Source organism: Amycolatopsis sp. NPDC004625, assembly GCF_040609695.1.
GTDB lineage: Bacteria > Actinomycetota > Actinomycetes > Mycobacteriales > Pseudonocardiaceae > Amycolatopsis.
Genome location: NZ_JBEXKX010000003.1, coordinates 317,102 through 338,682, shown reverse-complemented (window position 1 = coordinate 338,682; position 21,581 = coordinate 317,102). Strand labels below are relative to the sequence as shown.

At 72.7% G+C, this 21,581-nt stretch carries 21 protein-coding genes and 1 riboswitch; of the genes, 7 read left to right on the top strand and 14 right to left on the bottom strand.

The annotated features are described in order from the left end of the window. Positions 1 to 6: 6 nt before the first annotated feature. The 4 genes from ABZW17_RS05240 to ABZW17_RS05225 all read right to left on the bottom strand — a co-directional run bounded on the left by ABZW17_RS05240 (position 7) and on the right by ABZW17_RS05225 (position 3,354). Complete coding sequence (locus ABZW17_RS05240; RefSeq protein ID WP_086678182.1) at positions 7 to 162, bottom strand: hypothetical protein; 156 nt, start codon at positions 160 to 162, stop codon at positions 7 to 9. A gap of 124 nt (positions 163 to 286) precedes the next feature. After that, positions 287 to 1,747: an adenosylhomocysteinase gene (gene ahcY / locus ABZW17_RS05235; RefSeq protein WP_354809828.1), complete on the bottom strand. Its 1,461-nt coding sequence runs from the start codon at positions 1,745 to 1,747 to the stop codon at positions 287 to 289. Positions 1,748 to 1,830: 83 nt separating this feature from the next. Then, a riboswitch (S-adenosyl-L-homocysteine riboswitch) is annotated at positions 1,831 to 1,908 on the bottom strand. 31 nt (positions 1,909 to 1,939) lie between these two features. Beyond that, positions 1,940 to 2,422, bottom strand: coding sequence for a GNAT family N-acetyltransferase (locus tag ABZW17_RS05230; protein ID WP_354809826.1), 483 nt, complete (start codon positions 2,420 to 2,422; stop codon positions 1,940 to 1,942). Between the two features lie 41 nt (positions 2,423 to 2,463). After that, complete coding sequence (locus ABZW17_RS05225) at positions 2,464 to 3,354, bottom strand: diiron oxygenase (RefSeq protein ID WP_354809908.1); 891 nt, start codon at positions 3,352 to 3,354, stop codon at positions 2,464 to 2,466. An 86-nt stretch (positions 3,355 to 3,440) separates the two neighbouring features. On the opposite strand from ABZW17_RS05225, the gene ABZW17_RS05220 reads away from it, so the two are divergent. Further along, positions 3,441 to 4,103: a TetR/AcrR family transcriptional regulator gene (locus tag ABZW17_RS05220; RefSeq protein ID WP_354809824.1), complete on the top strand. Its 663-nt coding sequence runs from the start codon at positions 3,441 to 3,443 to the stop codon at positions 4,101 to 4,103. Between the two features lie 49 nt (positions 4,104 to 4,152). Here ABZW17_RS05220 and ABZW17_RS05215 read toward each other — a convergent pair whose 3' ends face one another. Next, positions 4,153 to 4,554, bottom strand: a complete 402-nt coding sequence (locus tag ABZW17_RS05215) for an ATP-binding protein (RefSeq protein WP_354809822.1) — start codon at positions 4,552 to 4,554, stop codon at positions 4,153 to 4,155. A gap of 67 nt (positions 4,555 to 4,621) precedes the next feature. Continuing rightward, positions 4,622 to 4,858, bottom strand: a complete 237-nt coding sequence (locus ABZW17_RS05210) for a hypothetical protein (protein ID WP_354809820.1) — start codon at positions 4,856 to 4,858, stop codon at positions 4,622 to 4,624. 335 nt (positions 4,859 to 5,193) lie between these two features. On the opposite strand from ABZW17_RS05210, the gene ABZW17_RS05205 reads away from it, so the two are divergent. Beyond that, positions 5,194 to 6,300 (top strand): S1 family peptidase, encoded by a 1,107-nt coding sequence (locus tag ABZW17_RS05205; RefSeq protein WP_354809818.1) that lies wholly within the window; start codon positions 5,194 to 5,196, stop codon positions 6,298 to 6,300. A 39-nt stretch (positions 6,301 to 6,339) separates the two neighbouring features. Here ABZW17_RS05205 and ABZW17_RS05200 read toward each other — a convergent pair whose 3' ends face one another. From ABZW17_RS05200 to ABZW17_RS05170, 7 genes are all read right to left on the bottom strand, one after another. Next, positions 6,340 to 6,600 (bottom strand): GlsB/YeaQ/YmgE family stress response membrane protein, encoded by a 261-nt coding sequence (locus tag ABZW17_RS05200; protein ID WP_354809816.1) that lies wholly within the window; start codon positions 6,598 to 6,600, stop codon positions 6,340 to 6,342. A gap of 128 nt (positions 6,601 to 6,728) precedes the next feature. Then, positions 6,729 to 7,919, bottom strand: a complete 1,191-nt coding sequence (locus ABZW17_RS05195; RefSeq protein WP_354809814.1) for a hypothetical protein — start codon at positions 7,917 to 7,919, stop codon at positions 6,729 to 6,731. 47 nt (positions 7,920 to 7,966) lie between these two features. Then, positions 7,967 to 8,524: a PadR family transcriptional regulator gene (locus tag ABZW17_RS05190; protein WP_354809812.1), complete on the bottom strand. Its 558-nt coding sequence runs from the start codon at positions 8,522 to 8,524 to the stop codon at positions 7,967 to 7,969. A gap of 6 nt (positions 8,525 to 8,530) precedes the next feature. Beyond that, positions 8,531 to 8,920: a nuclear transport factor 2 family protein gene (locus tag ABZW17_RS05185; RefSeq protein ID WP_354809810.1), complete on the bottom strand. Its 390-nt coding sequence runs from the start codon at positions 8,918 to 8,920 to the stop codon at positions 8,531 to 8,533. 117 nt (positions 8,921 to 9,037) lie between these two features. Further along, positions 9,038 to 9,781 carry an NAD(P)H-binding protein gene (locus tag ABZW17_RS05180; RefSeq protein ID WP_354809808.1) on the bottom strand — a complete coding sequence of 248 codons (744 nt, stop codon included), beginning with the start codon at positions 9,779 to 9,781 and terminating at the stop codon, positions 9,038 to 9,040. Between the two features lie 101 nt (positions 9,782 to 9,882). Beyond that, positions 9,883 to 11,469 (bottom strand): fatty-acid--CoA ligase FadD8, encoded by a 1,587-nt coding sequence (fadD8, locus tag ABZW17_RS05175; RefSeq protein WP_354809806.1) that lies wholly within the window; start codon positions 11,467 to 11,469, stop codon positions 9,883 to 9,885. Positions 11,470 to 11,624: 155 nt separating this feature from the next. Next, positions 11,625 to 13,019: an alpha/beta hydrolase domain-containing protein gene (locus tag ABZW17_RS05170; RefSeq protein WP_354809804.1), complete on the bottom strand. Its 1,395-nt coding sequence runs from the start codon at positions 13,017 to 13,019 to the stop codon at positions 11,625 to 11,627. Between the two features lie 315 nt (positions 13,020 to 13,334). Here ABZW17_RS05170 and ABZW17_RS05165 point away from each other — a divergent pair, with 315 nt between their 5' ends. Beyond that, entirely contained in the window at positions 13,335 to 14,666 is a 1,332-nt protein-coding gene (locus ABZW17_RS05165; protein WP_354809802.1) for a sigma-70 family RNA polymerase sigma factor, read from the top strand. Positions 14,667 to 14,697: 31 nt separating this feature from the next. Here ABZW17_RS05165 and ABZW17_RS05160 read toward each other — a convergent pair whose 3' ends face one another. Then, positions 14,698 to 16,938, bottom strand: a complete 2,241-nt coding sequence (locus tag ABZW17_RS05160) for a PQQ-dependent sugar dehydrogenase (RefSeq protein ID WP_354809800.1) — start codon at positions 16,936 to 16,938, stop codon at positions 14,698 to 14,700. Positions 16,939 to 17,237: 299 nt separating this feature from the next. Here ABZW17_RS05160 and ABZW17_RS05155 point away from each other — a divergent pair, with 299 nt between their 5' ends. The 4 genes from ABZW17_RS05155 to ABZW17_RS05140 are packed head-to-tail and all read left to right on the top strand — an operon-like array spanning position 17,238 to position 21,535. Continuing rightward, a complete protein-coding gene (locus ABZW17_RS05155; RefSeq protein ID WP_354809798.1) occupies positions 17,238 to 18,092 on the top strand; it encodes an NAD(P)H-binding protein in 855 nt (284 codons plus the stop codon). A 46-nt stretch (positions 18,093 to 18,138) separates the two neighbouring features. Further along, positions 18,139 to 18,660, top strand: a complete 522-nt coding sequence (locus ABZW17_RS05150; protein WP_354809796.1) for a PadR family transcriptional regulator — start codon at positions 18,139 to 18,141, stop codon at positions 18,658 to 18,660. Next, a complete protein-coding gene (locus ABZW17_RS05145) occupies positions 18,657 to 19,337 on the top strand; it encodes an ABC transporter ATP-binding protein (protein WP_354809794.1) in 681 nt (226 codons plus the stop codon). The genes ABZW17_RS05150 and ABZW17_RS05145 overlap by 4 nt, the downstream gene beginning before the upstream one ends. Further along, positions 19,334 to 21,535 (top strand): FtsX-like permease family protein, encoded by a 2,202-nt coding sequence (locus ABZW17_RS05140; protein ID WP_354809792.1) that lies wholly within the window; start codon positions 19,334 to 19,336, stop codon positions 21,533 to 21,535. The genes ABZW17_RS05145 and ABZW17_RS05140 overlap by 4 nt, the downstream gene beginning before the upstream one ends. The last annotated feature ends 46 nt before the right edge of the window (positions 21,536 to 21,581 follow it).

The following is a 21,581-nucleotide window of genomic DNA, read 5'->3' as shown; positions in this document are numbered from 1 at the left end:
TCGAGATCAGTACCAGTGCGCGCGCCCGCCGATCCGGCGGCCGGTGCCGCCCAGGATGGCCAGTGCCACACCGGCCACCGCGAGAATGATGCCGATGGTGTACAGCACCGGGATACCGACGATGAACCCGATGATCAGGAGGATTACACCGAGAACGATCACTTGACACACTCCTTCGCACGAGACCCGGCCCGGCTCCGTGCCGTCCGGGCGGATGCGCTTCTCTCGACGGGAGGATGGCCAGTTTCCCGATAAACCAAACTACGGCGAATGGAGCAATCTTGCGTCAGTACCGATAGTGATCGAGCTTGTACGGACCTTCGACGTCGACGCCGATGTATTCCGCCTGGGCCTTCGTCAGCTTGGTGAGTTTCACACCGAGGGCGTCGAGGTGCAGGCGAGCCACCTTCTCGTCCAGGTGCTTCGGCAGCCGGTGGACGTCGGTGGCGTACTCGCCGGGCTTGGCGAACAGCTCGATCTGCGCGATGGCCTGGTTGGTGAAGGAGTTCGACATCACGAACGACGGGTGGCCGGTCGCGTTGCCCAGGTTCATCAGCCGGCCCTCGGAGAGCACGATGATCGCGTGGCCGTCCGGGAACGTCCACTCGTGCACCTGCGGCTTGATCTCCTTCTTCACCACGCCGGGCAGCTTCGCCAGCCCGGCCATGTCGATCTCGTTGTCGAAGTGCCCGACGTTGGCGACGATCGCGTTGTGCTTCATCCGGCCCATCTGCGCCGCCGAGACGATGCCGAAGTTGCCGGTGGTGGTGATGAAGATGTCCGCCGTCTCGACGACGTCGTCCAGTTCCACGACGTCGAGGCCGTCCATGGCCGCCTGCAACGCGCAGATCGGGTCGATCTCGGTGACCGCGACCCGGGCGCCCTGGCCGCGCAGGGCCTCCACCGCCCCCTTGCCGACGTCGCCGTAGCCGCAGACGACGACGCGCTTGCCGCCGATCATCACGTCGGTGGCCCGGTTCAGGCCGTCCACAAGGGAGTGCCGGATGCCGTACTTGTTGTCGAACTTGGACTTCGTGACGGAGTCGTTGACGTTCATCGCCGGGAAGAGCAGCTCGCCGTCCTTGGCGAGCTTGTAGAGCCGCTTGACGCCGTTGGTGGTCTCCTCGGTGACGCCGCGGATCTCCTTGGCCATCCGGGTGAAGCGGTCGCCGTCGGCCGCCAGGCTCGCACGGAGGGTGTCGAGGATGATCCGGTACTCCTCCGGGTCCTCTTCGGACGGTTGCGGCACGGCGCCGGCCGCCTCGAACTCGACTCCCTTGTGGACGAGCAGGGTGGCGTCCCCGCCGTCGTCGAGGATCATGTTCGGCGCCTGGCCGCCGGGGAAGGCGAAGAGCCGGTCGGTGCACCACCAGTACTCTTCGAGCGTCTCGCCCTTCCAGGCGAACACCGGGGTGCCCGCCGGGGCGTCGACGGTGCCTTCGGGGCCGACGACGACCGCGGCCGCGGCCTCGTCCTGGGTGGAGAAGATGTTGCAGGACACCCAGCGCACCTGGGCGCCGAGCGCCACCAGCGTCTCGATGAGCACGGCGGTCTGCACGGTCATGTGCAGCGAGCCGGCGATGCGCGCGCCCTTCAGCGGCTGTGCGGCGGCGTATTCGCGGCGGATGGCCATCAGGCCGGGCATCTCGTGCTCGGCCAGCCGCAGCTGGGTGCGGCCGGCGTCGGCGAGGGTGAGGTCGGCCACGGCGAAGTCGAGGCCGTTTCGGGTCTGCAGTTTGTCACTCATGCTTGCACGCACTCCGGAGTCGTCGAGGATGCGCTCGGGAGGCGGCGTCGAAGTCCTTGCGGACAAAGAAGAAGGCACCTCCCTCGCGGGAGGCGCCCTTGGAGTCGTGTGCCGGGCCGAGCGTGGCGGAAGTGGCTTCCGTCGCAGCGCCTCTCGGCCCGAGTCCAGGATGGCAAAGCCGCCGCGAGGCTGTCAAGCGAGCGAGCAGGCCATGAGAACGTCGTCGACGTCGGTCCCGTCGATGCGGAATTCGCCCCGCAGCACGCCTTCCACCACGAACCCGCAGCGTTCGTAGACCCGCCGGGCGCCGGTGTTCGGCCCGAGCACCCGCAGCGTCACCTTGCGGGCACCCTGCCGCCGCGCCTCGGCCACGGCGGCCTCGACGAGCCGCCCCGCGATCCCGAGCCGCCGCCGGTCCGGGTCGACGGCCAGCCCGTCGAGCACGAGGACGTGCCGGTGGGCGGGGATGCCGAACCCGGCACCGAGCCGCACGTACCCGGCGACCACCCCGTCGTGCTCGGCGACGAGAACGTCCCCGGGGCGCGTGCCTTCGGCGAAGAACGGCGTGCCGGCCGGCGGTGCCGGGGCGGGGGAGACGGCCGGGGTCCAGGTGCGTTCGTCGAGCTTCGCGAGCACGGGTTCGTCGTCCTCGCGGGCGGTCCTGGTGGTGATCACCCGGGTATCCTGACGGAATCCGGTGTGGCGCGCGAAGGGTTTCAGACCAGGTGCGCGCGCCGCCAGATGGACTCCGAACGGCCGCCGACCAGGCCCGCTTCGCGCAGGAACGGCACGATCTTCTCGGCCATCCACCGCCGCGTCTCGTGGAAGTGCGGGTTCGCCAGCGCCGCCGCGCGGCCCTCGCGGGGGTCGATCCCCACGCTCCGGTAGATCCGGGCGTCGACCATGCTGTCGACCACGCCGAACGCGACCAGTGCCGTCCGCAGCCGGTGGCGCTGCAGCGCCGCCTTCGTCAGCTTCGGCGTCTCGCGCAGCACCTCTTCCTTGGCGAACCGGACGTGCCGGGCCTCCTCGACCACGTGGATGCGGTTGACCGAGCGGATCAGCGGCTGGATGCCGTCGTCGTCCATCATCGAGCGCTGCAGGCGGTCGGTGGTCTCCTCCGCGACCAGGACGCTGGCGAACATCGACGGCCCGGCCGCGGTCGCGCCGAACACCTTCGCCGCGCGGTGCACCACCTTCGGGACGCCGTAGCGCGGGACACCCAGCCGCTCGGCGGTGCGGGCGAACATCACCGAGTGCCGGGTCTCGTCGCCGATCTCGGTCATCGCGTACTGCGCGTGCTCGGTGCGCGCGTCCAGGTCGAAGACGTACCGGGCCAGCAGCTGCATCAGGACGATCTCGAACCACAGGCCGACGCTCATGATGCTGGCGATCTCGTGCTTGGACAGCTCGATCCGCTGCTCGGGCGTCAGTTTCGCCCAGAGGCCGGTGCCGTAGAGGGAGACGCGTTCGAGCGGCATGTACGCCTTGCCCTCGGCGAGCGGCGCGTCCCAGTCGATGTCGACGTACGGGTCGTAGGAGTTCTTCGCGGAGCTCCTGAGCAGGCGAGCCGCGGTGACGTCCCGGTCCTGGGCCTCGACGCCCATGGCCACCTCCGGAAGTAGGGGGTACATGCTGTACTAGCTACTTCGGGAGCGTACACCGCCCGGCCGGTCCTGAGTAGGCTTCCGCCGTGACCAAGGTCGACGGACGGGCCGCGCGCTGGGCGGGCCAGCAGGAACGGCGGCGCGCCGAGTTCGTCGACGCGGCGCTGGCCGCCATCGCCGAGCACGGCCCGGACGTCTCGACCGAGCAGATCGCCGAACGCGCCGGCGTCGCCCGCACCCGCCTCTACCGGCACTTCGACGGCGCGGCCGACCTCCAGCGGGCGATCGCCCGGCGCGCGGCCGAGCTGGTGACGGCCGACCTCGCGCCGCTGTGGCACCCCGAAGGCTCGCCGAACGAGATGATCTCCACGGTGATCTCGACGCACCTGCGCTGGCTGACCGAGCACGCCCCCCTGCACCGCTACCTCACGCGCACCGAGCCGGGCGGCCCCGACGTCCGCGGCGCGATCGCCCGCCACCTCAGTTCCCTGTTCACCGGCTACCTGACGGCGTTCGGCCTCGACCCGGCGCCCGCCGACACGATCGCCTTCGGCCTGGTCGGCTACGTCGAATCGGCGACGACCCGCTGGCTCGACCACCCGGGCGCGCTCAGCCTGGCCCAGCTGACCGCCCAGCTCACCGGCACGATCTGGGCGATGCTGGACCACACCCTGCGGGCCGGCGGGGTGACCCTCGACCCGGACCGCCCGCTGCCCCTGCCGGAGGAGGTCTCCCGCGGCTTGTCGTGAGTGTTAAGGCGCGTTCTAACACTGTTTCTCACTCACGACGAGACTGGCGCTACGCGCAGGCGAGCCGTGCCCAGACGACCTTGCCGTCGTCGTGGTGGCTCACGCCCCAGCTTTCGGCCAGTTCGTCGACCAGGAGCAGGCCCCGGCCGCCCGCGTGGCCGGGGACGCGCAAGCGTGGCTCGCCGGTGCCCACGTCGGTGACCGCCACCGTCACCTCGCACGGGTCCGCCGCGAGGTGGAGCCGCAGCTGGCAGGGGCCGGTGGCGTGGATGTAGGCGTTCTCCAGCAGTTCGCCGACCACGATCAACGCGTCGACCCGGTCCGCTTCGGCCAGCGACGCTAGCCTGGTCCCGGCCCAGCGGCGGCCGGCGGCCAGTCCCGACGAGCCCGATCCGGTCAGGTCGAGCACGTCCCAGCCCGGTTCGCGCGCCGCGCCCCAATTCACTCGCACCGTGCGACCCCTCCTTCTCGGATAAGGCCTACCCGGAAAAACCGGCGTTACACGTGTGGGGGAGGTGTTACGGGAGTCCGCAGCCCCAGCGGAACGCCTCCCGCAACGCGGTGACCAGCACTTCGTCGTCGACCTCACTGGGCTGGTCGCCCATCGGCAGCCAGAGCTCGTCGTCCGGTGTGCCCGGAATGACGCGGGTCAGGGTGACGCCGGGATAGGCGAGCGTCTCGGTTGCACCGTCGGCGCCCGGGACGGTGATGCGCCGGGACTCCGCCCGGACGAGGACCTTCCGCTGGTCGTTCATGCCGTCTCCCCGGCGGGCACGGCGCGCCCCGAGGGGGAGGAGAGCGCGCCATGTCCGTCTTTGAAACGGTACGCCGCGCCCGGGTGGGCGGCCCCGGAACCACTCGTACGCCGGAGCAGCGGAGCGTGACCGGGCGTCCCGGCTGCTTTGCGCGAACTCGCCGTGGGCGAATTGCCCGGTACCTATCTTTTGTCCTTCTCCGACGAAAGTCGGTTCCGCCCGCCGGGGCCGCGGCCCACCCTCGACCGCACCGGACCTCCGGTCGGCTCGACCCCCACCGTGGCCGGCGCGGCCACCCCGCGCGCCGGCTTTGCCCGCGAAAGTGAGTTACCGGCATGCGCAGAACGTCCCCGGGACACCACCTCCTCGCCCGCTCCGCCACCGCGCTCGTGGCCGCCGCCGCGGCCACCGCCTTCTTCACCCCGGTCACCGCGACCGCCACCACCATCGACGGCTACTCGCCCACGGTGCAGCACGACGCGGTCGCGTCCCTCGCCGCGGAGGCGGGGATCAGCGAGTCCGCCGCCGTCGCCCTGCTGCGCACGCAGGCGGCCAGTGTCGAGACCCTGCACGCGGTCACCGCCGCCCTCGGGACCCGGGCCGCGGACGGCTACCTCGACGCGGCCGCCAAGCCCGTGGTCAACGTGCTCGACCAGGCCGCCGCCCGCCAGGCCGAGCAGGCCGGCGCGCAGGCCCGGCTCGTCAAGCACGCCACGGCCGCGCTGGCGAGCGCGCAGAACGCCCTGCAGGCGCTGCCCGCGGTGACGCACACCGCGATCGGCCTCGACCCGGCGGCCAACCAGGTCGTGCTGACCGTGGCCGACGCGGCCAAGGGCACCGAAGCCCTGCTGAAGGCGGCCGGAGCACTGGGCGACCGGGTCCGCGTCGAACGGGTCGCCGGCGAACTGCACACCGCGATCTACAACGGCGAGGCGATCACCGGCGGCGGCGTCCGCTGCTCGGTCGGATTCAACACCAACCGCGGCGGCCAGAACTACATCGTGGACGCCGGCCACTGCACCCGCGCGGTGGCGCAGTGGAACGTCGGCCCGTCGCAGGGCTCGAGCTTCCCGGGCAACGACTACGGGCTCATCCGCAACACCACCGGCAGCGCGCCCGGCGCGGTCACGCTGTGGAACGGTTCGACCCAGCGGATCAGCTCCGCCGGCACCGCGACCGTCGGGCAGCGGATCAGCAAGAGCGGCAGCACCACCCACCTGACGTCGGGCTCGGTGCAGCGGCTGAACGTGACCGTGAACTACGCCGAGGGCTCGGTGTCCCAGCTGATCCAGACCAGCGCGCTGGTCAACCCCGGCGACTCGGGCGGCTGCCTGTTCGCCGGCAGCGTCGGCCTGGGCATCACGTCCGGCAAGGGCGGCAGCAGCTCGTACTACCAGCCGGTGGGCGAGGCGCTGAGCGCCTACGGCGTCAGCCTGAACTGAACCGGTGCGGCCGGGGGCGGGTGCCCCCGGCCGCACCGGTCAGTCGCGGCGGTGGAAGATCAGCCGGTAGCCGGCCAGGATGACCAGGGCGCCGAGGATCGCCAGACCCCAGGTCCGCAGGTCGAAGAACGTGCCGAGCTGGGTGTGGAACAGCGTCTTGCCGATCCAGCCGCCGACGAACGCGCCGGCGATGCCGAGCAGGATGGTGATGATGCAGCCGCCCGGGTCCTTGCCCGGCATGAGGGCTTTCGCGATCACCCCGGCGATGAGCCCGAGCACGATCCAGGCGATGATGCCCACGGCGGTGTCCTCTCGTCAGCGTCCCTTGACGGCACAGGATGGCAGCAGCGGGCCCGCGCAGCGCGTCGAGCCACGCCGACGTGATCCGGATCTCACCCGATGGTCACCGCCCGGACCCGGCCCGCTGCTCAGCCGCCGCCGTAGGTGGCCTGGGTGACCGCGAAGACGTTGCGGTTGCCCGCGCCTTCCTGCAGCGACCACAGCAGGTCCGCGCTGGTGTCGTCCTCCCAGTACGAGAGGCTCTCGCCGCTGCCGACCCAGGCGAAGGTCTGCGCGGCGGCCGCCGGCTTCCAGTAGTAGAGCTGCTTCGAGCCGGAGGAGTTGAACCACCAGCGGCCGTTGTGCGAGGCGACGCCGTTGAGCTTGTACCAGGGCAGCTGCAGCGCCTGGCTCGCCGTCGTCGTCGCGGCGAAGGTGCCGGAGGAGGCGAACGGGTAGCGGATCGCTCGCGGGGCGCGGTTCGGGTAGTCCGTGCAGCCGGACGGGCAGGTGTACTCGGTCATCACGATCGACTTGCTGACGCGGTCGAGGGAGATCGACGACCACGCGAGGTTCGTGCCCGACGTCGTCTTCGACGTGATCGTGCCGACCTGCGGCAGGACGTAGGCGTAGTTGTGGGCGTAGTACGTGCTGCCGCTCTGGTGGCCGATCTGGTCGGCGGTGCCGCCGCTGTTCGTCTTGAGGATCTTGCGCATGTCGAACACGCGCATGCCCTTCCCGGTGTCGGCGACGTAGAGGTAGTCGCCGTACCAGGACATGCCGCCGGCGTGGATCGGGATGTCCTTGAAGTCCGGGGCGGCCGCGGTCCCGGTCGGCTCGACCAGCAGGATCTTGCGGTAGGCGTTCGGGTAGTCGGCGTCCCAGTCGACCAGGGTGATCCGGCTGCGCTGCTGGCCGCCGTCGCAGCCGTCCTTGGTGTACCAGCTGACCGCGACGAGCTGGTGCCCGTCGTAGTTGCCGCCGCCGGCCGTCCCGACCGCGTCGCGGCTGGTCGTGATGCCCTGCGGGTAGTTGGTGCAGTCGGAGTTGTCGCCGCTGTCGAACCGGAACCCGGTCGAGAGCCCGGCGACGGAGAACGACGACGGCAGCGCGGTGCGGTCGTGGTTCGCGTTGTCCATCACGGTGTGGACGGCCGCGGTCCCCAGCGTCGACACGAGCGCGGTGTTCACGGCGTCGAACTGGCTGTAGTTCGCGGTCAGGGTGTACTGGTCGGCCGGCAGTGTGGCCGGCGCGGCCGCGGCGGCGGACGCGGGCGCGGCGACCAGGCCCGCCAGCACGCCCGCGGCCAGCGCGGCCTGGGTCAGTCGGTGCAATGGCATGCCGACCATGGTCGGGCGTGGTCGTACAAGAGCCGTACAACCGCCGGTCAGCGTGCCGCCCGGCGGTCGAGCACCTTCAGCGACTGTTCGCACCACCGCAGGTTTTCCCGCTCGAACGACAGGCCGCGCATCAGCGTCAGGTACGGGCCGACCCGCTCGGCCTCGGCGAGGTAGTCGTCCTCGAACCGGCCGTCCAGCAGCCGCGCGCGAAGCCGTTCGTACCCGGCGATCTTGGTCTCCGCGCGGGCCATCCGCTCCGCCAGCGCGCGCCGGACCGCCGGCTCGTCGCCCACGTCCACCGCCTGCACCTGGACGAGCAGCTCGTCCCGGATCACGCCCGGGCGGGGCGGCCGCGCCGTGAACTCGTGCAGCGCCCGGCGGCCGGTCTCCGACAGCGAAAACACCCGCTTGTCCGGGCGGTGCTGCTGGTGGACGACCCGGGCGTGCACCAGGCCCTCGGCCGCCATGCGGTCGAGTTCGCGGTAGAGCTGCTGGGGCGTCGCCGCCCAGAAGTTCGCCACCGAGGCGTCGAACCCCTTCGCCAGGTCGTAGCCCGACGCCTCGCCTTCGAGCAGCGCCGCCATCAGCGCGTGTCGCAGTGCCATACTCAACTAGTTGAGTGCTTCGCGCTGGATCTGCTCGAACTGCGCCGCCATCGCTTCCGCCAGCGCCTGCGCCGCCGAGAGCGGGCGGACCATCACCGTGAACTCGTCGATCAGGCCGTCGGCGTCGAGGTGCAGGAAGTCGCAGCCTTCCACGCGCACGTCCCCGATCCGCGCCTCGAAGACGAGGGCGTGGTCGCGGCCGTCGCCGCCGGTCAGTTCGCGCACGTACCGGAAGTCCTCGAACACGCGCAGGACGCCGCGCAGGATCGCGGCCGTGATCGCCTTGCCGGGGTACGGCCGGAACGCGACCGGGCTGCGGAACACGACGTTCTCGGCCAGCGTCGCGGCCATGGCGTCGGGATCGCGGGCCTCGACGGCCTTGCGGAAGCTGCTCATCGGCACCTCGAATAGTCAATTTGTTGAGTATGACGCCCTGAGCGTACCCGGCCCGTGTTGGTTACGTGGGCCGCATCGTGCTCGACGCCGATCCCGGCCACGACGGCGTCCGGCGCCTCACAGCCGGGCGAGCCACCCGGCGAGCGTGGTCCGAGCGAGCCGCGCGTCCGGCCCCGGCAGGAGGTCCGCCGGCCCTGGTACCGCTCCGAAGTACGGTGCCCGCGGGTCGGTGACCACCGGCCGCGGGTCGGCGCGCGCGGTCAGCACCGTCCGCACCCACTCGTCGAGGCCGAACACCTCGGGCCCGGCGACCTCGGTGATACCGCCGGTGGGCGTCCCGGTCGCGGCCCGCGCGACGGCCTCGGACACCTCGGCGGCCGCCATCGGCTGCACGCCGGCCGCGGGCAGCCGCACGACGCCGTCGGTGACCGAGCCGTCGGCGATGCCGCCGGCGAACTCGAAGAACTGCGTCGCGCGCACGATCGAGAACGGCAGGCCCGCCGCGGCGATCAGCTGCTCCTGCGCGACCTTGGCGCGGAAGTACCCGACGTCCGGCTGCCGGTCCGTGCCGACCACCGACAGGGCGACGTAGTGCCCGACGCCGGCCTCCTTCGCCGCGTTGACGAGGTTGCCGGTCGACGTGCGGAAGAAGGCCAGCACGTCGTCGTCGGCGAACGACGGCGAGTTCGAGACGTCCACGACGACGTCGGTGCCCTGCAGCACCTCCTTCAGCCCTTCGCCGGTCAGGGTGTTCACCCCGGTGCTGGGGGCGGCGGGCACCGCGTCGTGACCGTTCTCGCCCAGCCACGCGACCAGGCGCGTGCCGATCAGACCGGTTCCGCCGATGACGACGACCTTCATGTCCGTTCCTTCCGCTCGGCGCCGCCCGGGGGACCCGGGACGGCTGCACACCCCTGGGACGGGATGGCGGACCGAAACGTGACAACGCGGCGTATAACGCCCTACACGGCGGCCCCTCGTGGCTCGTACTGGGCGCGCAGGGCCTTCTTGTCCGGTTTGCCGAGCCCGGTCATCGGCAGGGAGGCGGCCACGATCACCTGTTTGGGCACGTGCACCGGGCCCTTGCGCTCCCGCACGGCCGCCTGGATCTCGGCGGTGAGCCGTTCGAGGTCACCGTCGGCGTCCTCGCGCAGCACCACCACCGCCGTCACCGCTTCGCCCCATTTGTCGTCCGGTGTCCCGATCACGCCCACCTGCGCGACCGCCGGGTGCTCGGCCACGACGTCCTCGACCTCGCGGGGGAACACGTTGAACCCGCCGGTGACGATCATGTCCTTGACGCGGTCGACGATGAACCAGAAGCCGTCTTCGTCCTCGCGGGCGACGTCGCCGGTGTGCAGCCAGCCGTCGCGGAACGTCTCGGCCGTCACCTCCGGCAGGTTCCAGTACCCGCCCGCCAGGAGCGGGCCCGCGACGCAGATCTCGCCCGGCTCGCCGGGGGCCACGGGCGAGCCGTCGGCGTCGAGCAGCGCGGTGCGCAGGAACGCCGACGGGCGGCCGCAGGACGCCAGCCGGGCGTCGTCGTGGTCGCCCTTGGCCAGGTAGCTGATCGCCATCGGGGCCTCGGACTGGCCGTAGTACTGCGCGAAGATCGGCCCGAACCGGTCGATCGCCTCGCGCAGCCGGACCGGGTTGATCGACGCGGCGCCGTAGTACACCGTCTGCAGCGACGACAGGTCCCGCGTGCGCGAGTCCGGGTGGTCCATCAGCGCGTAGAGCATGGTGGGCACGAGCATGGTTGCGGTGATCCGCTGCTCTTCGATGATCCGCAGGGTGTCGGCGGGGTCGAACTTCGGCACCACGACCAGGGACCCGCCCTTGATCAGGGTCGGCGCGAAGAACGCCGCACCGGCGTGCGAAAGCGGCGTGCAGATGAGGAACTTCGGCGTCTCCGGCCACTCCCATTCGGCCAGCTGGATCTGGGTCATCGTGGTCATCGCCTGCGCGGTGCCCATGACCCCCTTCGGCTTGCCGGTCGTCCCGCCGGTGTAGGTGATCGAGACGACCTGGTCCGGCGGCAGGACGGCGGGGGACAGGGGCCGCGGCTCGAACGTCGCCGCGGCCGCCGTCAGGTCCTTGCCGACGTGGGCCAGCCGCTCCGGCACCGGCCCGATGGTGAGCACCTGGGCCAGGCCGGGCACCTTCTCGAGCAGGCCGAGCGCGCGGTCGACGAACGCGGGGACCGGGTCGATGATCAGCGTGGTTATGCCGGCGTCGGCGAGGATGTAGGCGTGGTCGTCGAGCGAGCCCAGCGGGTGCAGGGCGGTGCGCCGCGAGCCCTGCAGCTGGCCGGCGGCGATGATGAGCAGGACTTCCGGCCGGTTGAGCGACAGCAGCGCGACCGGCGCGCCGGTGCCGGCGCCGAGGGCCTCGAACGCCTGCGCGTACTGGCTGACCTGCTCGGCGGTCCGGCCCCCGGTCATCGTGGTGTCGCCCAGCACCATGACCGGCTTGTCCCGGTGCCGCTTCAACGCGGAAACCACCAGGTGGCCGAGGTGGTTGGGGTACCGCATCGCCTGCTCGTCCATCCCGGTCCTTCCACGGCATCAAACTAGAACACGTTACTGTTTTCGACACCATACGCGGGCGGGCGCCGGTTTGTCAGCTCGCGGTGGAGGGGGAACGGGTTCCAGCGGGCCCGGCGACGGCCGGGCCCGCTGAATTCCTTTGTGGACGATCGTCGTCACGGCACCGGCGCGGCCTGGGCGCGGGCCACGGCCTCGTCGCGGTCGGGCTGGAGCAGGTAGCCCGCCCGCAGGGCCCGGTCGGCCGCCGCGGTGAACCCGGCGACGTAGGTGGCGTGGTCCGGGTACAGCTGCCGGATCCGCTCCGGCGTCAGCGGCGTCGTCGTGCCCAGCAGCAGGCACGCGCCCGGCACGTTGCCGCCGCTGTTGTTGGGCGCATAGGACGCCACCGGGACGTCGAGGTCGGGCAGCCGGACACCGCCGAGGGCGTTCTGGTCGCCGTCGCGCAGGACGAGGACGTTCAGCAGCATCGAGATCGGCGTCGCGGTGGGCGGGGCCGCGCCGCCGCGGGCCCAGCGGTCCAGGTAGCGGAACGCCGCGTTCTCCGCGAACCGGAAGGTCATGTTGTTGACCGGTTTGTCGCAGGTGGTCGGGGCGCCGTCGTTGATGGACCGGTCCCGGGCGTTGGCCGCGTTGTACAGGTCCAGCCCGTACCGGTCGGCGTGCGCGGTGCCGGCCACCTCCCAGGTGCGCACCAGCGCGGTGTCCTGCCGGACCGAGGCCGACGCGATGACGTCGGTCTCCGACTGCAGGACGAACACCGGGACGCCGAGGTCGGTGCGGATCCGGGCCGACAGCGGGCCGACGACGCCGTCGCCGATCGGGGCCGCGAGCGCCGCCCGGCCGTGGATCATGAAGCCGTCGTAGGCCCGGCGCACCGGCTGGACCGCGTTCGCGAAGGTGGTCAGCCGCAGCGCGGACTGCGAGTGCCCGGTGCCCAGCACGACGGCCGGGGTGCGGCCGCCGAGCAGCTGCGGATTCGTGCGGACCGCCTGCGCGGCCTGGGCGAAAACGTCGTAGGAAAGCGCATCCCCGGCGAGGTCCACCGCGCCGTAGCGCGCGGGGTCGAGGCTCTTGAGCTTGTCGGCCCCGGCTTTCTGGGTCGTCACGCCGACGTAGGCGTAGCCCTCGCGCGTGAAGTGTTCGTAGGACTGCGAGAAGTCCACCGGGATGTCGACGCCGAAGCTGACGTTGAGCCATTCGACCACGACGGTGCCGGTGAACCGGGCGGCGTCGCGCGGGCGCACCACGACCATCCGGGTGGTGTACGGGGTGCCGGTGGAGGCGACCCGGGTGGCCCAGCGGCCGTTGTCGGTCCACAGGCCCACCTGGTCGAACGTGTCGGCCTGGCCGGACAGCAGGTACTCCTCTTCGACGTACCCGCGGGCGGCGAGGTCGAGCACGCCTCGGGCGCCGCTGACCGGCCGGCCCCGGCCGGCGTTCGCGGGCACCGCCGTGACCGAGGGCGCCGCGGTGGGTGCGGCCTGGGCGGCTGCGGCCGGCACCACCGGAGACAGGAGCACGATCAGCAGCACGAGCAGGGCTCTGCGCATGGGGAAACCCTTCTGGTGGTGGACCTCGCGCAGCGGCTCCGGGCCCCGCAATGTCCACATCGGACAGTAGGTGGCGGCCGGGTGGCCACCGCCTTCGTCTTCTACTCGCCGGTACGGTCCGCGGCAATGCGGGACGCGCAAAGCGGGCGGAACGCCCCGGACGACGCTCAGGGAAGTGACAAGTCCGCGCCCCGGGTGCTCGCGGCCGGAGAAATCCCGGAAGTCCTTTCGGCGCCGCAACCTTGCGCAGGTGTCACTCGTTGCGCGAGTATCTCCGGACGTTCTGCACGTGCATGCGCACGGCAAGGGAGTGAAGTGACCGAAGTGGCGCCGGCGGCGGCCGGGACGACGGACGCCCCGAGCGACGCAGCCTTGATCGCGGCGGTGCGCGGCGGGGACATCGCGGCGTACGGCGAGCTCTACGACCGGCACCTCGTCGCCGCCCGCCGGGTGGCGGCCGCGATCGCGGCCGACCAGGCGGAGCGCGACGACCTGATCGCCGAAGGATTCACCCGCGTACTACGGATTTTGCGCTCCGGCGAGGGTCCGGACGAGGATTTCCGCCCGTACCTGCTGACGACCATCCGGAACACGATGATCAGCTGGCGCCGGCGCGACTCGGCCGTCTCGCTGGTGGCCGAGGTCCCGGACGTCCTGCCGGGGGCGGGCAGCGACGAGCCGGTGGGCAGCCGGCTGCACGCCACCGTCGCCGTGGACGCCTTCGCGAGCCTGCCCGAGCGGTGGCGGACGGTGCTCTGGCGGACCGAGATCGACGGCGACCCGCCCGCGCGGATCGCCGAGGACCTCGGGATGACGCCGAACGGGGTCGCCGCGCTGGCCTACCGCGCCCGGGAGGGTCTGCGGCAGGCCTACCTGGACCAGCACGTCCCCGCCGCGCGGCGGCGCACCTGCCGGGTCGTCTCCGGCCAGCTGGCCAAGTTCGTGCGTGACGGGATCTCCGACCACAAGGCGCACCGGGTGGCGGCCCACCTGGACCGCTGTGCGGACTGCCGGGAGCTGGCCGCCGGGCTCCGGCAGCTGAACTCGGAGCTGCCCGCGGCGGTGGCCCCGCTCATCCTGGGCGTCCCGATCGTCTCGCAGTGGTTGTCGGCCACCGGGTCGCTCGCTTCGTCCGGCGCCGCCGCCGGGGCCACCGGCACCGGCGCCTCGGCGCTGTCGTGGGCCACGGCGGCGAAGGTGGCCGCCGCGGGCGCGGCCCTGGTCACGACGGTGACGATCGGCGCTAGCACGTCCAGCGAAGCGCCCTCGCCGTCGTTTCCCGGCGGTGACGGCACGACGAGCCAGCCGGACCGGAACGGACCGCAGGCCGGCTCCCGCGCCGGGGTCCCGCCGGGCGGCGGGGTGCCGACGTCCGGTGTCGCCGCGACCACCTCGGTGCCCGGCGCGCCGGGTGTGGAGACGACCGGCGCACAGCCGGCGGGAGAGTCGGCGGGGGCCACCGGTGCCGGGGAATCTTCGGCGGATCCCGGGAACGGCAACGGAAACAACGGCAACGGCGTCGGGAACAACCCGGACAAGCAAGCCGCGAAGGAATCCAAGCAGGCGGCCAGGGAATCGTCCAAAGCCGCGAAGGAATCCTCGAAAGCTTCGAAGAAAGCCGAGAAGACGAAGAACCCCGGCGAGTGACCCGGCGCCGCGCGGCGCCGGGTCGTCCCGCTCAACAGGGCTGCAGCAGCCAGCAGAGCCGGTAGTTCGCCTGGTAGGTGGCACCCGTCGCCGGAGCGACGACGTTCTGCGTCCGCGCCCCGCCGTGCGCCCAGCTGGTGAAGGCGTACTTCAGGTTCAGCGGCGGCAGGTTCTGCGGGCTGTCCGCGCTGATCGAGTTGGCCGAGCCGGCGATCACCGTCCGAGCGAACGGGGTGCGCTGCTGCGTCCCGCCGACCGTCAGCGTCGCCTGGCCGGGGTTCGACGTGAAGTTCAGCGTCACCGTCTTCGGCTGCAGGTCGATCGTCGTGGACCCGGTGCGGCCCGTCGAGTCGGTCGCGGTCAGCGTCAGCTGCAGGTACGACGGGTACTCGTGGTCCGGTGCGACGAACGATCCGGCGGCGACACCGGGGAAGTCCTGGACGTTGTGGGTGTGACAGGTCCCGTTGGCCGCACAGTGCCGGATGGCGAGCCGCCAGGACAGCGCCGACGGCGGCAGGTCGCCGTCCTGGGCGTCGACCGCGCGCCCGGAGAAGGACACCGGCTGCCCGACCGACCACGTCAGCGCCGGGCCGGGCGTGTCGATGACCGGCACCGGGTCGAGCCCGGCCGGGGTGCCGACGGTGACCCGGACCGTCGTGGCCGCCGTCGCGCCGTGCGAGTCGGTCACCCGCAGCCCGGCGTCGACCGCCGCCGCGGTGGTGTAGGTCCAGGTGGGGCGGGGGTCCGCCGAGTCGTCGTAGGCGCCGTCCGCGTCGAGGTCCCACGCGTAGGACAGCGTGTCGCCGGTGTCGGGGTCGGTGGAGCCGGTGCCGTCGAACCGGACGGTCAGCGGAGCCGGCCCGCTCGACGGCGTCGCGGTGGCTGCGGCGACCGGTGGCCGGTTCGTGCCGCCGGCGTAGCTCACCCGGCGCAGTTCGCCGCTGCCCAGCGCGACGTAGAACAGGTCGCCGCCCGGTCCGGTGAGCACCTGTACGGGCGTGCTGACGCCGGTCACGAAGGGCACCAGGCGGCTCGGGCTGGGCTGGCCGCCCACCGTCTGCATCGCCCAGATGCAGCCGCGGGAGGAGTCGGCGAAGAACAGCGCCCCGGCGTACTCGGCGGGGTAGCTGCTGCCGGATTCGAAGGCGATGCCGCTGATCGAGGAGCCGCCGGTGGGACACGGGTCGGTCGCCACGACCTTGGCGCCGTGGTTGTAGGTGTAGTAGGGCGCGGTCTGCCCGCCGGCCGAGTACAGCGACTCGCACCGGTCGAGGTTCGCGCCGTCGTAGCCGGCCTGGCGGGCGTTGCCCTCGAAGCAGGGCCAGCCGAAGTTCTCCGCGACGCCGTCGCCGGCGTTCGCGACCCGGTTGATCTCCTCCCAGGTGTTCCAGCCGACGTCACCGGCCCACAGCTCGCTCGTCCCGGGCCGGAACCCGAACCGGAACTGGTTGCGGGAGCCGTAGGCGATGATGCGCCGGGCGTTGGCGTCGGTGCTGCTCGCGAAGGGGTTGCCGGGCAGCCCGTCACCGGTGTCGGGGTCGATGCGCAGCAGTGCGCCGTTGAGCAGCACCGGCTGCCCGGCGGCGCGCCGCGGCGACTGCGAGCGCAGCGCCCCGCCTTCGGCCGCCGGCGGGGTGAGGTTCGTGCCGGCCGGGGACGGCGGGTCGGCGCAGGGGTTGCCGACCTGGCCGTAGTCGGCGAAGTTGAAGCTGGCGCCGTCCCCGCCGCCGGCGTACAGGGCGCCGTCCGGACCGAAGGCCAGCGCGCCGACCGAGTGGCTGGGGAACTGCTGGCACCAGCCGGTGACCAGGGGTTTCTCGCTGACGGCGGTGCCGTCCGGGCCCATGGTCAGCCGGGAGACGCGGCCGGTCACGACGCAGCCCCGGTCGGTCGCGCCCGGCGGCGTGGGGCAGGTGTCGCCCCACCGCGGCGCGGTCCCGCCCGGCTCGGCGTCGAGGGTGTAGGAGACGTAGACGTACGGCCGGGCCGGGAAGGCCGGGTCGACCGCGAGGCCGAGCAGCCCGCGGTCCCAGAAGTCCTGCGTCGGGGTGCGGAGGTCGGCGAACACGGTCGCCGTCGGGTCGGCGAGGGAGTCGAACACCTTGACCAGGCCGCTCTTCTCGGCGACGAACACCCGCCCGTCGGGGGCGAACGCGGCGGCGGTCGGCGAGCTGAGGCCGCCGATCGCCACCGTGTCGGTGAACCCGGCGGGAACGCCGGCGGCGGCCGCGGGTGCCGCGGCGGCCACCGCCGCGGCGAGGGGCACGATCACCCCCACCGCCAGGGCACGGGTCGACCCTCTCGACCTTCTGGATCTTCGCGGAACCGGGAAACGACGAGAACCCATCACGAACTCCTCGTACGGCGGGGACCGGACTGGCGCGAGCGCCGTCCCCTATGGCGCGGGAAGTCCGAAAGTTGTTACACCACAGGCGAGAATGTCCCCGATCCGCGTAACCCCCGTGGAGGGGGAATGACTCACCGCTGCCGATGCTTCCAGTGATAACGCAACTTCGGTATCGCTGATGCTAACGTGGTTAGTATCGGTGCCACCAGCAGAGAGGGTTCACCATGATCGTCATCACCGGCGCCACCGGGCAGCTCGGGTCCCGGATCGTCGACCGGCTGCTCGACCGGGTACCGGCGGCCGAAATCGGCGTGAGCGTCCGCGATCCCGCGCGGGCGGCGGGGCTGTCCGCGCGCGGTGTCCGCGTGCGGCGCGGAGACTTCGCCGATGCGGCTTCGCTCGCCGACGCCTTCAAGGGGGCGGCGCAGGTGCTCGTCGTCTCGACGGACCGAAGCGGCGACGAGGCCGTGGCGCACCACGTCGCCGCGGCCGAGGCCGCGCGCCGGGCGGGGGCCGGGCGCGTGGTGTACACCAGCCACCAGGGTGCGGCCGCGGACTCGCTGTTCGCCCCGATGGCCGACCACGCCGAGACCGAACGGCGGCTCGCCGGTGCGCCGTTCACCGCGCTGCGCAACGGTTTCTACGCGAGCACGGTTCCCCTGCTGCTGGGTGACGCGCTGCGGACCGGCGAACTGGTCGCCCCGGCCGACGGGCCCGTCTCGTGGACGGCGCACGCCGATCTCGCCGAAGCCGCGGCGATCGTCCTCGCCGGCGAGGGCCGGTTCGACGGCCCCACCCCGCCGCTCACCGCGCCGGTCGCCCTCGACCTGCGGGACGTCGCCGTCCTGCTCGGCGAACTCGCCGGCCGGCCGGTCCGGCGCGTCGTCGCCGACGACGAGGAATGGGTGGCCGGCTTGACCGGTCACGGCGTCCCGGCCGACCGGGCGGAGCTTCTGCTCGGCATGTTCCGAGCGTCCCGCCGTGGCGAGTTCGCCGCCGTGGGGCCGGACCTAGAGGAGCTGCTGGGACGGCCGGCGACACCGCTGCGGACCGTCCTGGCCGCGGCGTTGCCGGGATGATGATCACTATACACGCCGGCTATACACACGGTGTACAGTCGCCGGCATGTCGATCGGACTCACCCTGCTCGGGTTGCTGGAGAACGGCCCCCGGCACGGCTACGACCTGAAACGGGCCTACGACGACCGCTTCGGGCACGACCGCCGCGTGCACTACGGCCAGGTCTATTCGACGCTGGCCCGGCTCCTGAAGCAGGGCCTCGTCGAGGCCGACGGCGTCGAGGTCGACGGCGGCCCCGAGCGCAAGCGCTACGCGATCACCGAAGCCGGGGTCGCCGACGTCGGCACCTGGCTGTCGACGCCGGAGAAGCCCGAGGCGTACCTGCAGAACACGCTGTACACCAAGGTCGTGCTCGCCCTGCTGTCCGGGCGGCCCGCCGCCGACGTCCTCGACGTCCAGCGGGCCGCCCACCTCGACGCGATGCGCGAGCTGACCCGCCGCAAGACCGGGGGCGACCTCGTCGACCAGCTGATCTGCGACCACGCGCTGTTCCACCTCGAAGCCGACCTGCGGTGGCTGGAACTGACCGCGGCCCGGCTCGGCCGGCTGGCGGAGGAGATCGCGTGAGCGACGTGCTGCTGGAGGCCGCCGGGGTCCGGAAGGCGTACGGCCCCACCGAGGCGCTCGCGGGGGCGGACCTGCGGGTGCGCGCGGGGGAGGTGGTGGCCCTGATGGGCCCGTCCGGGGCGGGCAAGTCGACCCTGCTGCACTGCCTGGCCGGGATCGTCCGGCCGGACGCCGGGACGGTCCGGTACCTGGGCGCGGACCTGGCTCTGCTGTCCGACCGGGCGCGCTCGGCGTTGCGCCGCACGGAATTCGGCTTCGTCTTCCAGTTCGGCCGGCTGGTCCCGGAGCTCACCTGCCTGGAGAACGTGGCGCTGCCGCTGCGGTTGAACGGCGTGCGCGGGCGGGCCGCCGCGCGGCGCGCTCGGGAGGTGCTGACCGAACTCGACCTCGCCGCCATCGAGCGGAAACGCCCGGGTGAGGTGTCCGGCGGGCAGGGGCAGCGGGTGGCCGTGGCCCGGGCCGTGGTCACCTCGCCTCGCGTGATCTTCGCCGACGAGCCGACGGGCGCCTTGGACTCCCTGAACGGCGAGCAGGTGATGCAGCTGCTGACAACGGCCGCCCGCGACCGCGACGCGGCGGTGGTCCTGGTGACGCACGAAGCCCGCGTCGCGGCTTACTCCGACCGCGAGGTGGTCGTGCGCGATGGCCGGACCCGGCAGTTCGAGGTGACCCGGTGAGGCCGCGCTGGGCCGCCGACCTGGCGCTCGGGCTGCGCCTCGCCCTCGGCGGCGGTGGTGCGCGGACCGCGTGGGCACGGCTGGCCCTGACCGCGACCGGCGTCGGGCTCGGGGTCGTCGTCCTGCTCTGTGCCACCTCGCTGCCGCACATGCTCGACACCCGCGCCGAACGCTCGGCCGCCCGCATGCCCGTCGCCGAGGCCGCCGGCGGCGTCGATCCCGTGTTCGCGGCCGAGCGCAGCGACGAGTTCCGCGGCCGCGGCCTGCAGGGCTACCTCGTGCAGCCGACCGGGCCGCGCCGGCCCGCGGCCCCGGGCGTCGACCGGCTGCCGGGGCCCGGCGAGGCCGTGCTTTCCCCGGCCCTCGCGGCGCTCCTGCAGTCCCCGGAGGGGGAACTGCTGCGCCCGCGGTTCCCGCAGCGGGTGATCGGCACGATCGGCGACGCCGGGCTGACCGGGCCGAACGAGCTGTACTTCTACCTCGGCGCCGGCGACGTGACGGCACAGCCGCAGGCCCACCCGGTGCGCGGGTTCGGCGGCGAACCGGTCCGGCGCGGCCTCGACTCCCTGCAGCTCCTGCTGGTCGTGCTCGGGGCGACGACGTGCCTGGTGCCGGTGTTCGTCTTCGTCGTCGCGAGCACCCGGCTCGCCGCGGCCGCCCGCGACCGGCGGCTGGCCGCCGTGCGGCTGGTCGGCGCGGACCGCGGCCAGGTCCGCCGGATCGCCGCCGGCGAGGCGCTGCTCGGCGCGTTCGCCGGGCTCGTCGTCGGGGCGGCGCTGTTCCTGCTCGTGCGGGTGCTGGTCCCGGAGATCACCGTCTCGGCGTTCCGGGGCGGGATCTTCGCCGCCGACGTCGTCCCGGACTGGCGCCTCGGCGTGCCGGTCCTGCTGGCACTGCCGGTGCTGGCGTGCGCGGCGGCCGTCTTCGCGCTGCGGAAGGTCGTCATCGAGCCGCTCGGCGTCGTGCGGCACGGGACGCGGGTTCGCCGGAAACTGTGGTGGCGCCTGCTGCCCCTGGCGGCCGGCGGGGCACTGGTGGCCGGCCGGGCGGGCGCCGAGGACGCCCGGGACCCCTTCGTGATCGCCGGGGTGGTGCTCGTCCTCGCGGCCGTCCCCGTGCTGCTGCCGTGGCTGGTCGAGCGGGTCGCCGGCCTGCTCGGCGGCGGCTCGCCGGCCTGGCTGCTGGCCGTGCGCCGGCTCCAGCTGGACAGCGCCACGGCGGCGCGGCTGGTCAGCGGCATCGCCGTCGTGCTGGCCGGATCCATTGCGCTGCAGGGGGTTTACGCGCGCGCCGAGGGCGAACCGCCGCCGGTGGGCGACGTCCGCGTGCTGGCGACGGCCTTCGTCACGAGCGTCTCGGACGCCCGGGCGTTCGCCGACGGCCTGCACGCGCTGCCGGGGCTCGGCGGCGTGCCCGTGGAAACCCGCGGCCTGCTGAGGAACGCGGCGGGGGAGACGGTCTCGATCGTCGTGGGGACGTGCGCCGAACTCGCGCTCGCGGACTGCCGCGACGGCGACGTCCACGCGACGGGCGAGCACCGCCCGGCACCGGGGGAGCGGCTCTGGGCCGACGGCGCCGACCGCACGTCCGCTCCACAGTGGACGGTTCCGGTGGCCGGATACCACGTGACGGACGGGCAAGGGGCCGCGCTGCTCGTCACACCGGCCGCGCTGGCGGCGGGTGTCCCGCTGAGCGCGAACGCGAGGATCCCCGCCGCCGGGCCCGACGTCGTCGAGCGGGTGCGCAACCTCGTGGGCTGGCACGGCCGGGTCAGCTCCCTCGGCACCGAACGGGACGGCACCTCCGCGCTGATCACCCGGGTGCTCTCGGTGGGCTCGGTCCTGGTGCTGCTGTTCGCCGCGGGCAGCCTGCTGATCGCGGCGTGGGAACAACTGCGGGAACGGCGATCCACCCTCGCCGCGCTGCGGGCGAACGGCGTCGGCCGCGGGGTGCTCGCCCGCTCCCTGTTGTGGCAGCTGGCGATCCCGGTCGCGGTGGCGGCCCTCGTCGCGGTGCTCGCCGGGCTCGGTCTCGACTGGCTGCTGCTCACCCTGGTGGTGCACCGCCCGATGGTGGTCGACCTGGCGACGATCGGGCTCCTCACGGCCACCGCGGCCGCGGCGGTGCTGCTGGTGACCGCGGTGACGTTGCCGGCGCTGTGGCGCACGGCGAGCCTGGCGCACCTGCGGGAGGAATAGCCGGTACAAGAGCCGTACAACACCGGTGTACGGAATTTGGATCGCC

What these genes read in the sequence shown, in the direction of transcription:
- ahcY (WP_354809828.1), bottom strand. Translation starts at nt 1,747, where the DNA reads ATGAGTGACAAACTGCAGACCCGAAACGGCCTCGACTTCGCCGTGGCC.
- ABZW17_RS05170 (WP_354809804.1), bottom strand. Translation starts at nt 13,019, where the DNA reads ATGCGCAGAGCCCTGCTCGTGCTGCTGATCGTGCTCCTGTCTCCGGTG.
- ABZW17_RS05205 (WP_354809818.1), top strand. Translation starts at nt 5,194, where the DNA reads ATGCGCAGAACGTCCCCGGGACACCACCTCCTCGCCCGCTCCGCCACC.
- ABZW17_RS05155 (WP_354809798.1), top strand. Translation starts at nt 17,238, where the DNA reads ATGATCGTCATCACCGGCGCCACCGGGCAGCTCGGGTCCCGGATCGTC.
- ABZW17_RS05195 (WP_354809814.1), bottom strand. Translation starts at nt 7,919, where the DNA reads ATGCCATTGCACCGACTGACCCAGGCCGCGCTGGCCGCGGGCGTGCTG.
- ABZW17_RS05180 (WP_354809808.1), bottom strand. Translation starts at nt 9,781, where the DNA reads ATGAAGGTCGTCGTCATCGGCGGAACCGGTCTGATCGGCACGCGCCTG.
- ABZW17_RS05185 (WP_354809810.1), bottom strand. Translation starts at nt 8,920, where the DNA reads ATGAGCAGCTTCCGCAAGGCCGTCGAGGCCCGCGATCCCGACGCCATG.
- ABZW17_RS05150 (WP_354809796.1), top strand. Translation starts at nt 18,139, where the DNA reads ATGTCGATCGGACTCACCCTGCTCGGGTTGCTGGAGAACGGCCCCCGG.
- ABZW17_RS05225 (WP_354809908.1), bottom strand. Translation starts at nt 3,354, where the DNA reads ATGGGCGTCGAGGCCCAGGACCGGGACGTCACCGCGGCTCGCCTGCTC.
- fadD8 (WP_354809806.1), bottom strand. Translation starts at nt 11,469, where the DNA reads ATGGACGAGCAGGCGATGCGGTACCCCAACCACCTCGGCCACCTGGTG.
- ABZW17_RS05190 (WP_354809812.1), bottom strand. Translation starts at nt 8,524, where the DNA reads ATGGCACTGCGACACGCGCTGATGGCGGCGCTGCTCGAAGGCGAGGCG.
- ABZW17_RS05210 (WP_354809820.1), bottom strand. Translation starts at nt 4,858, where the DNA reads ATGAACGACCAGCGGAAGGTCCTCGTCCGGGCGGAGTCCCGGCGCATC.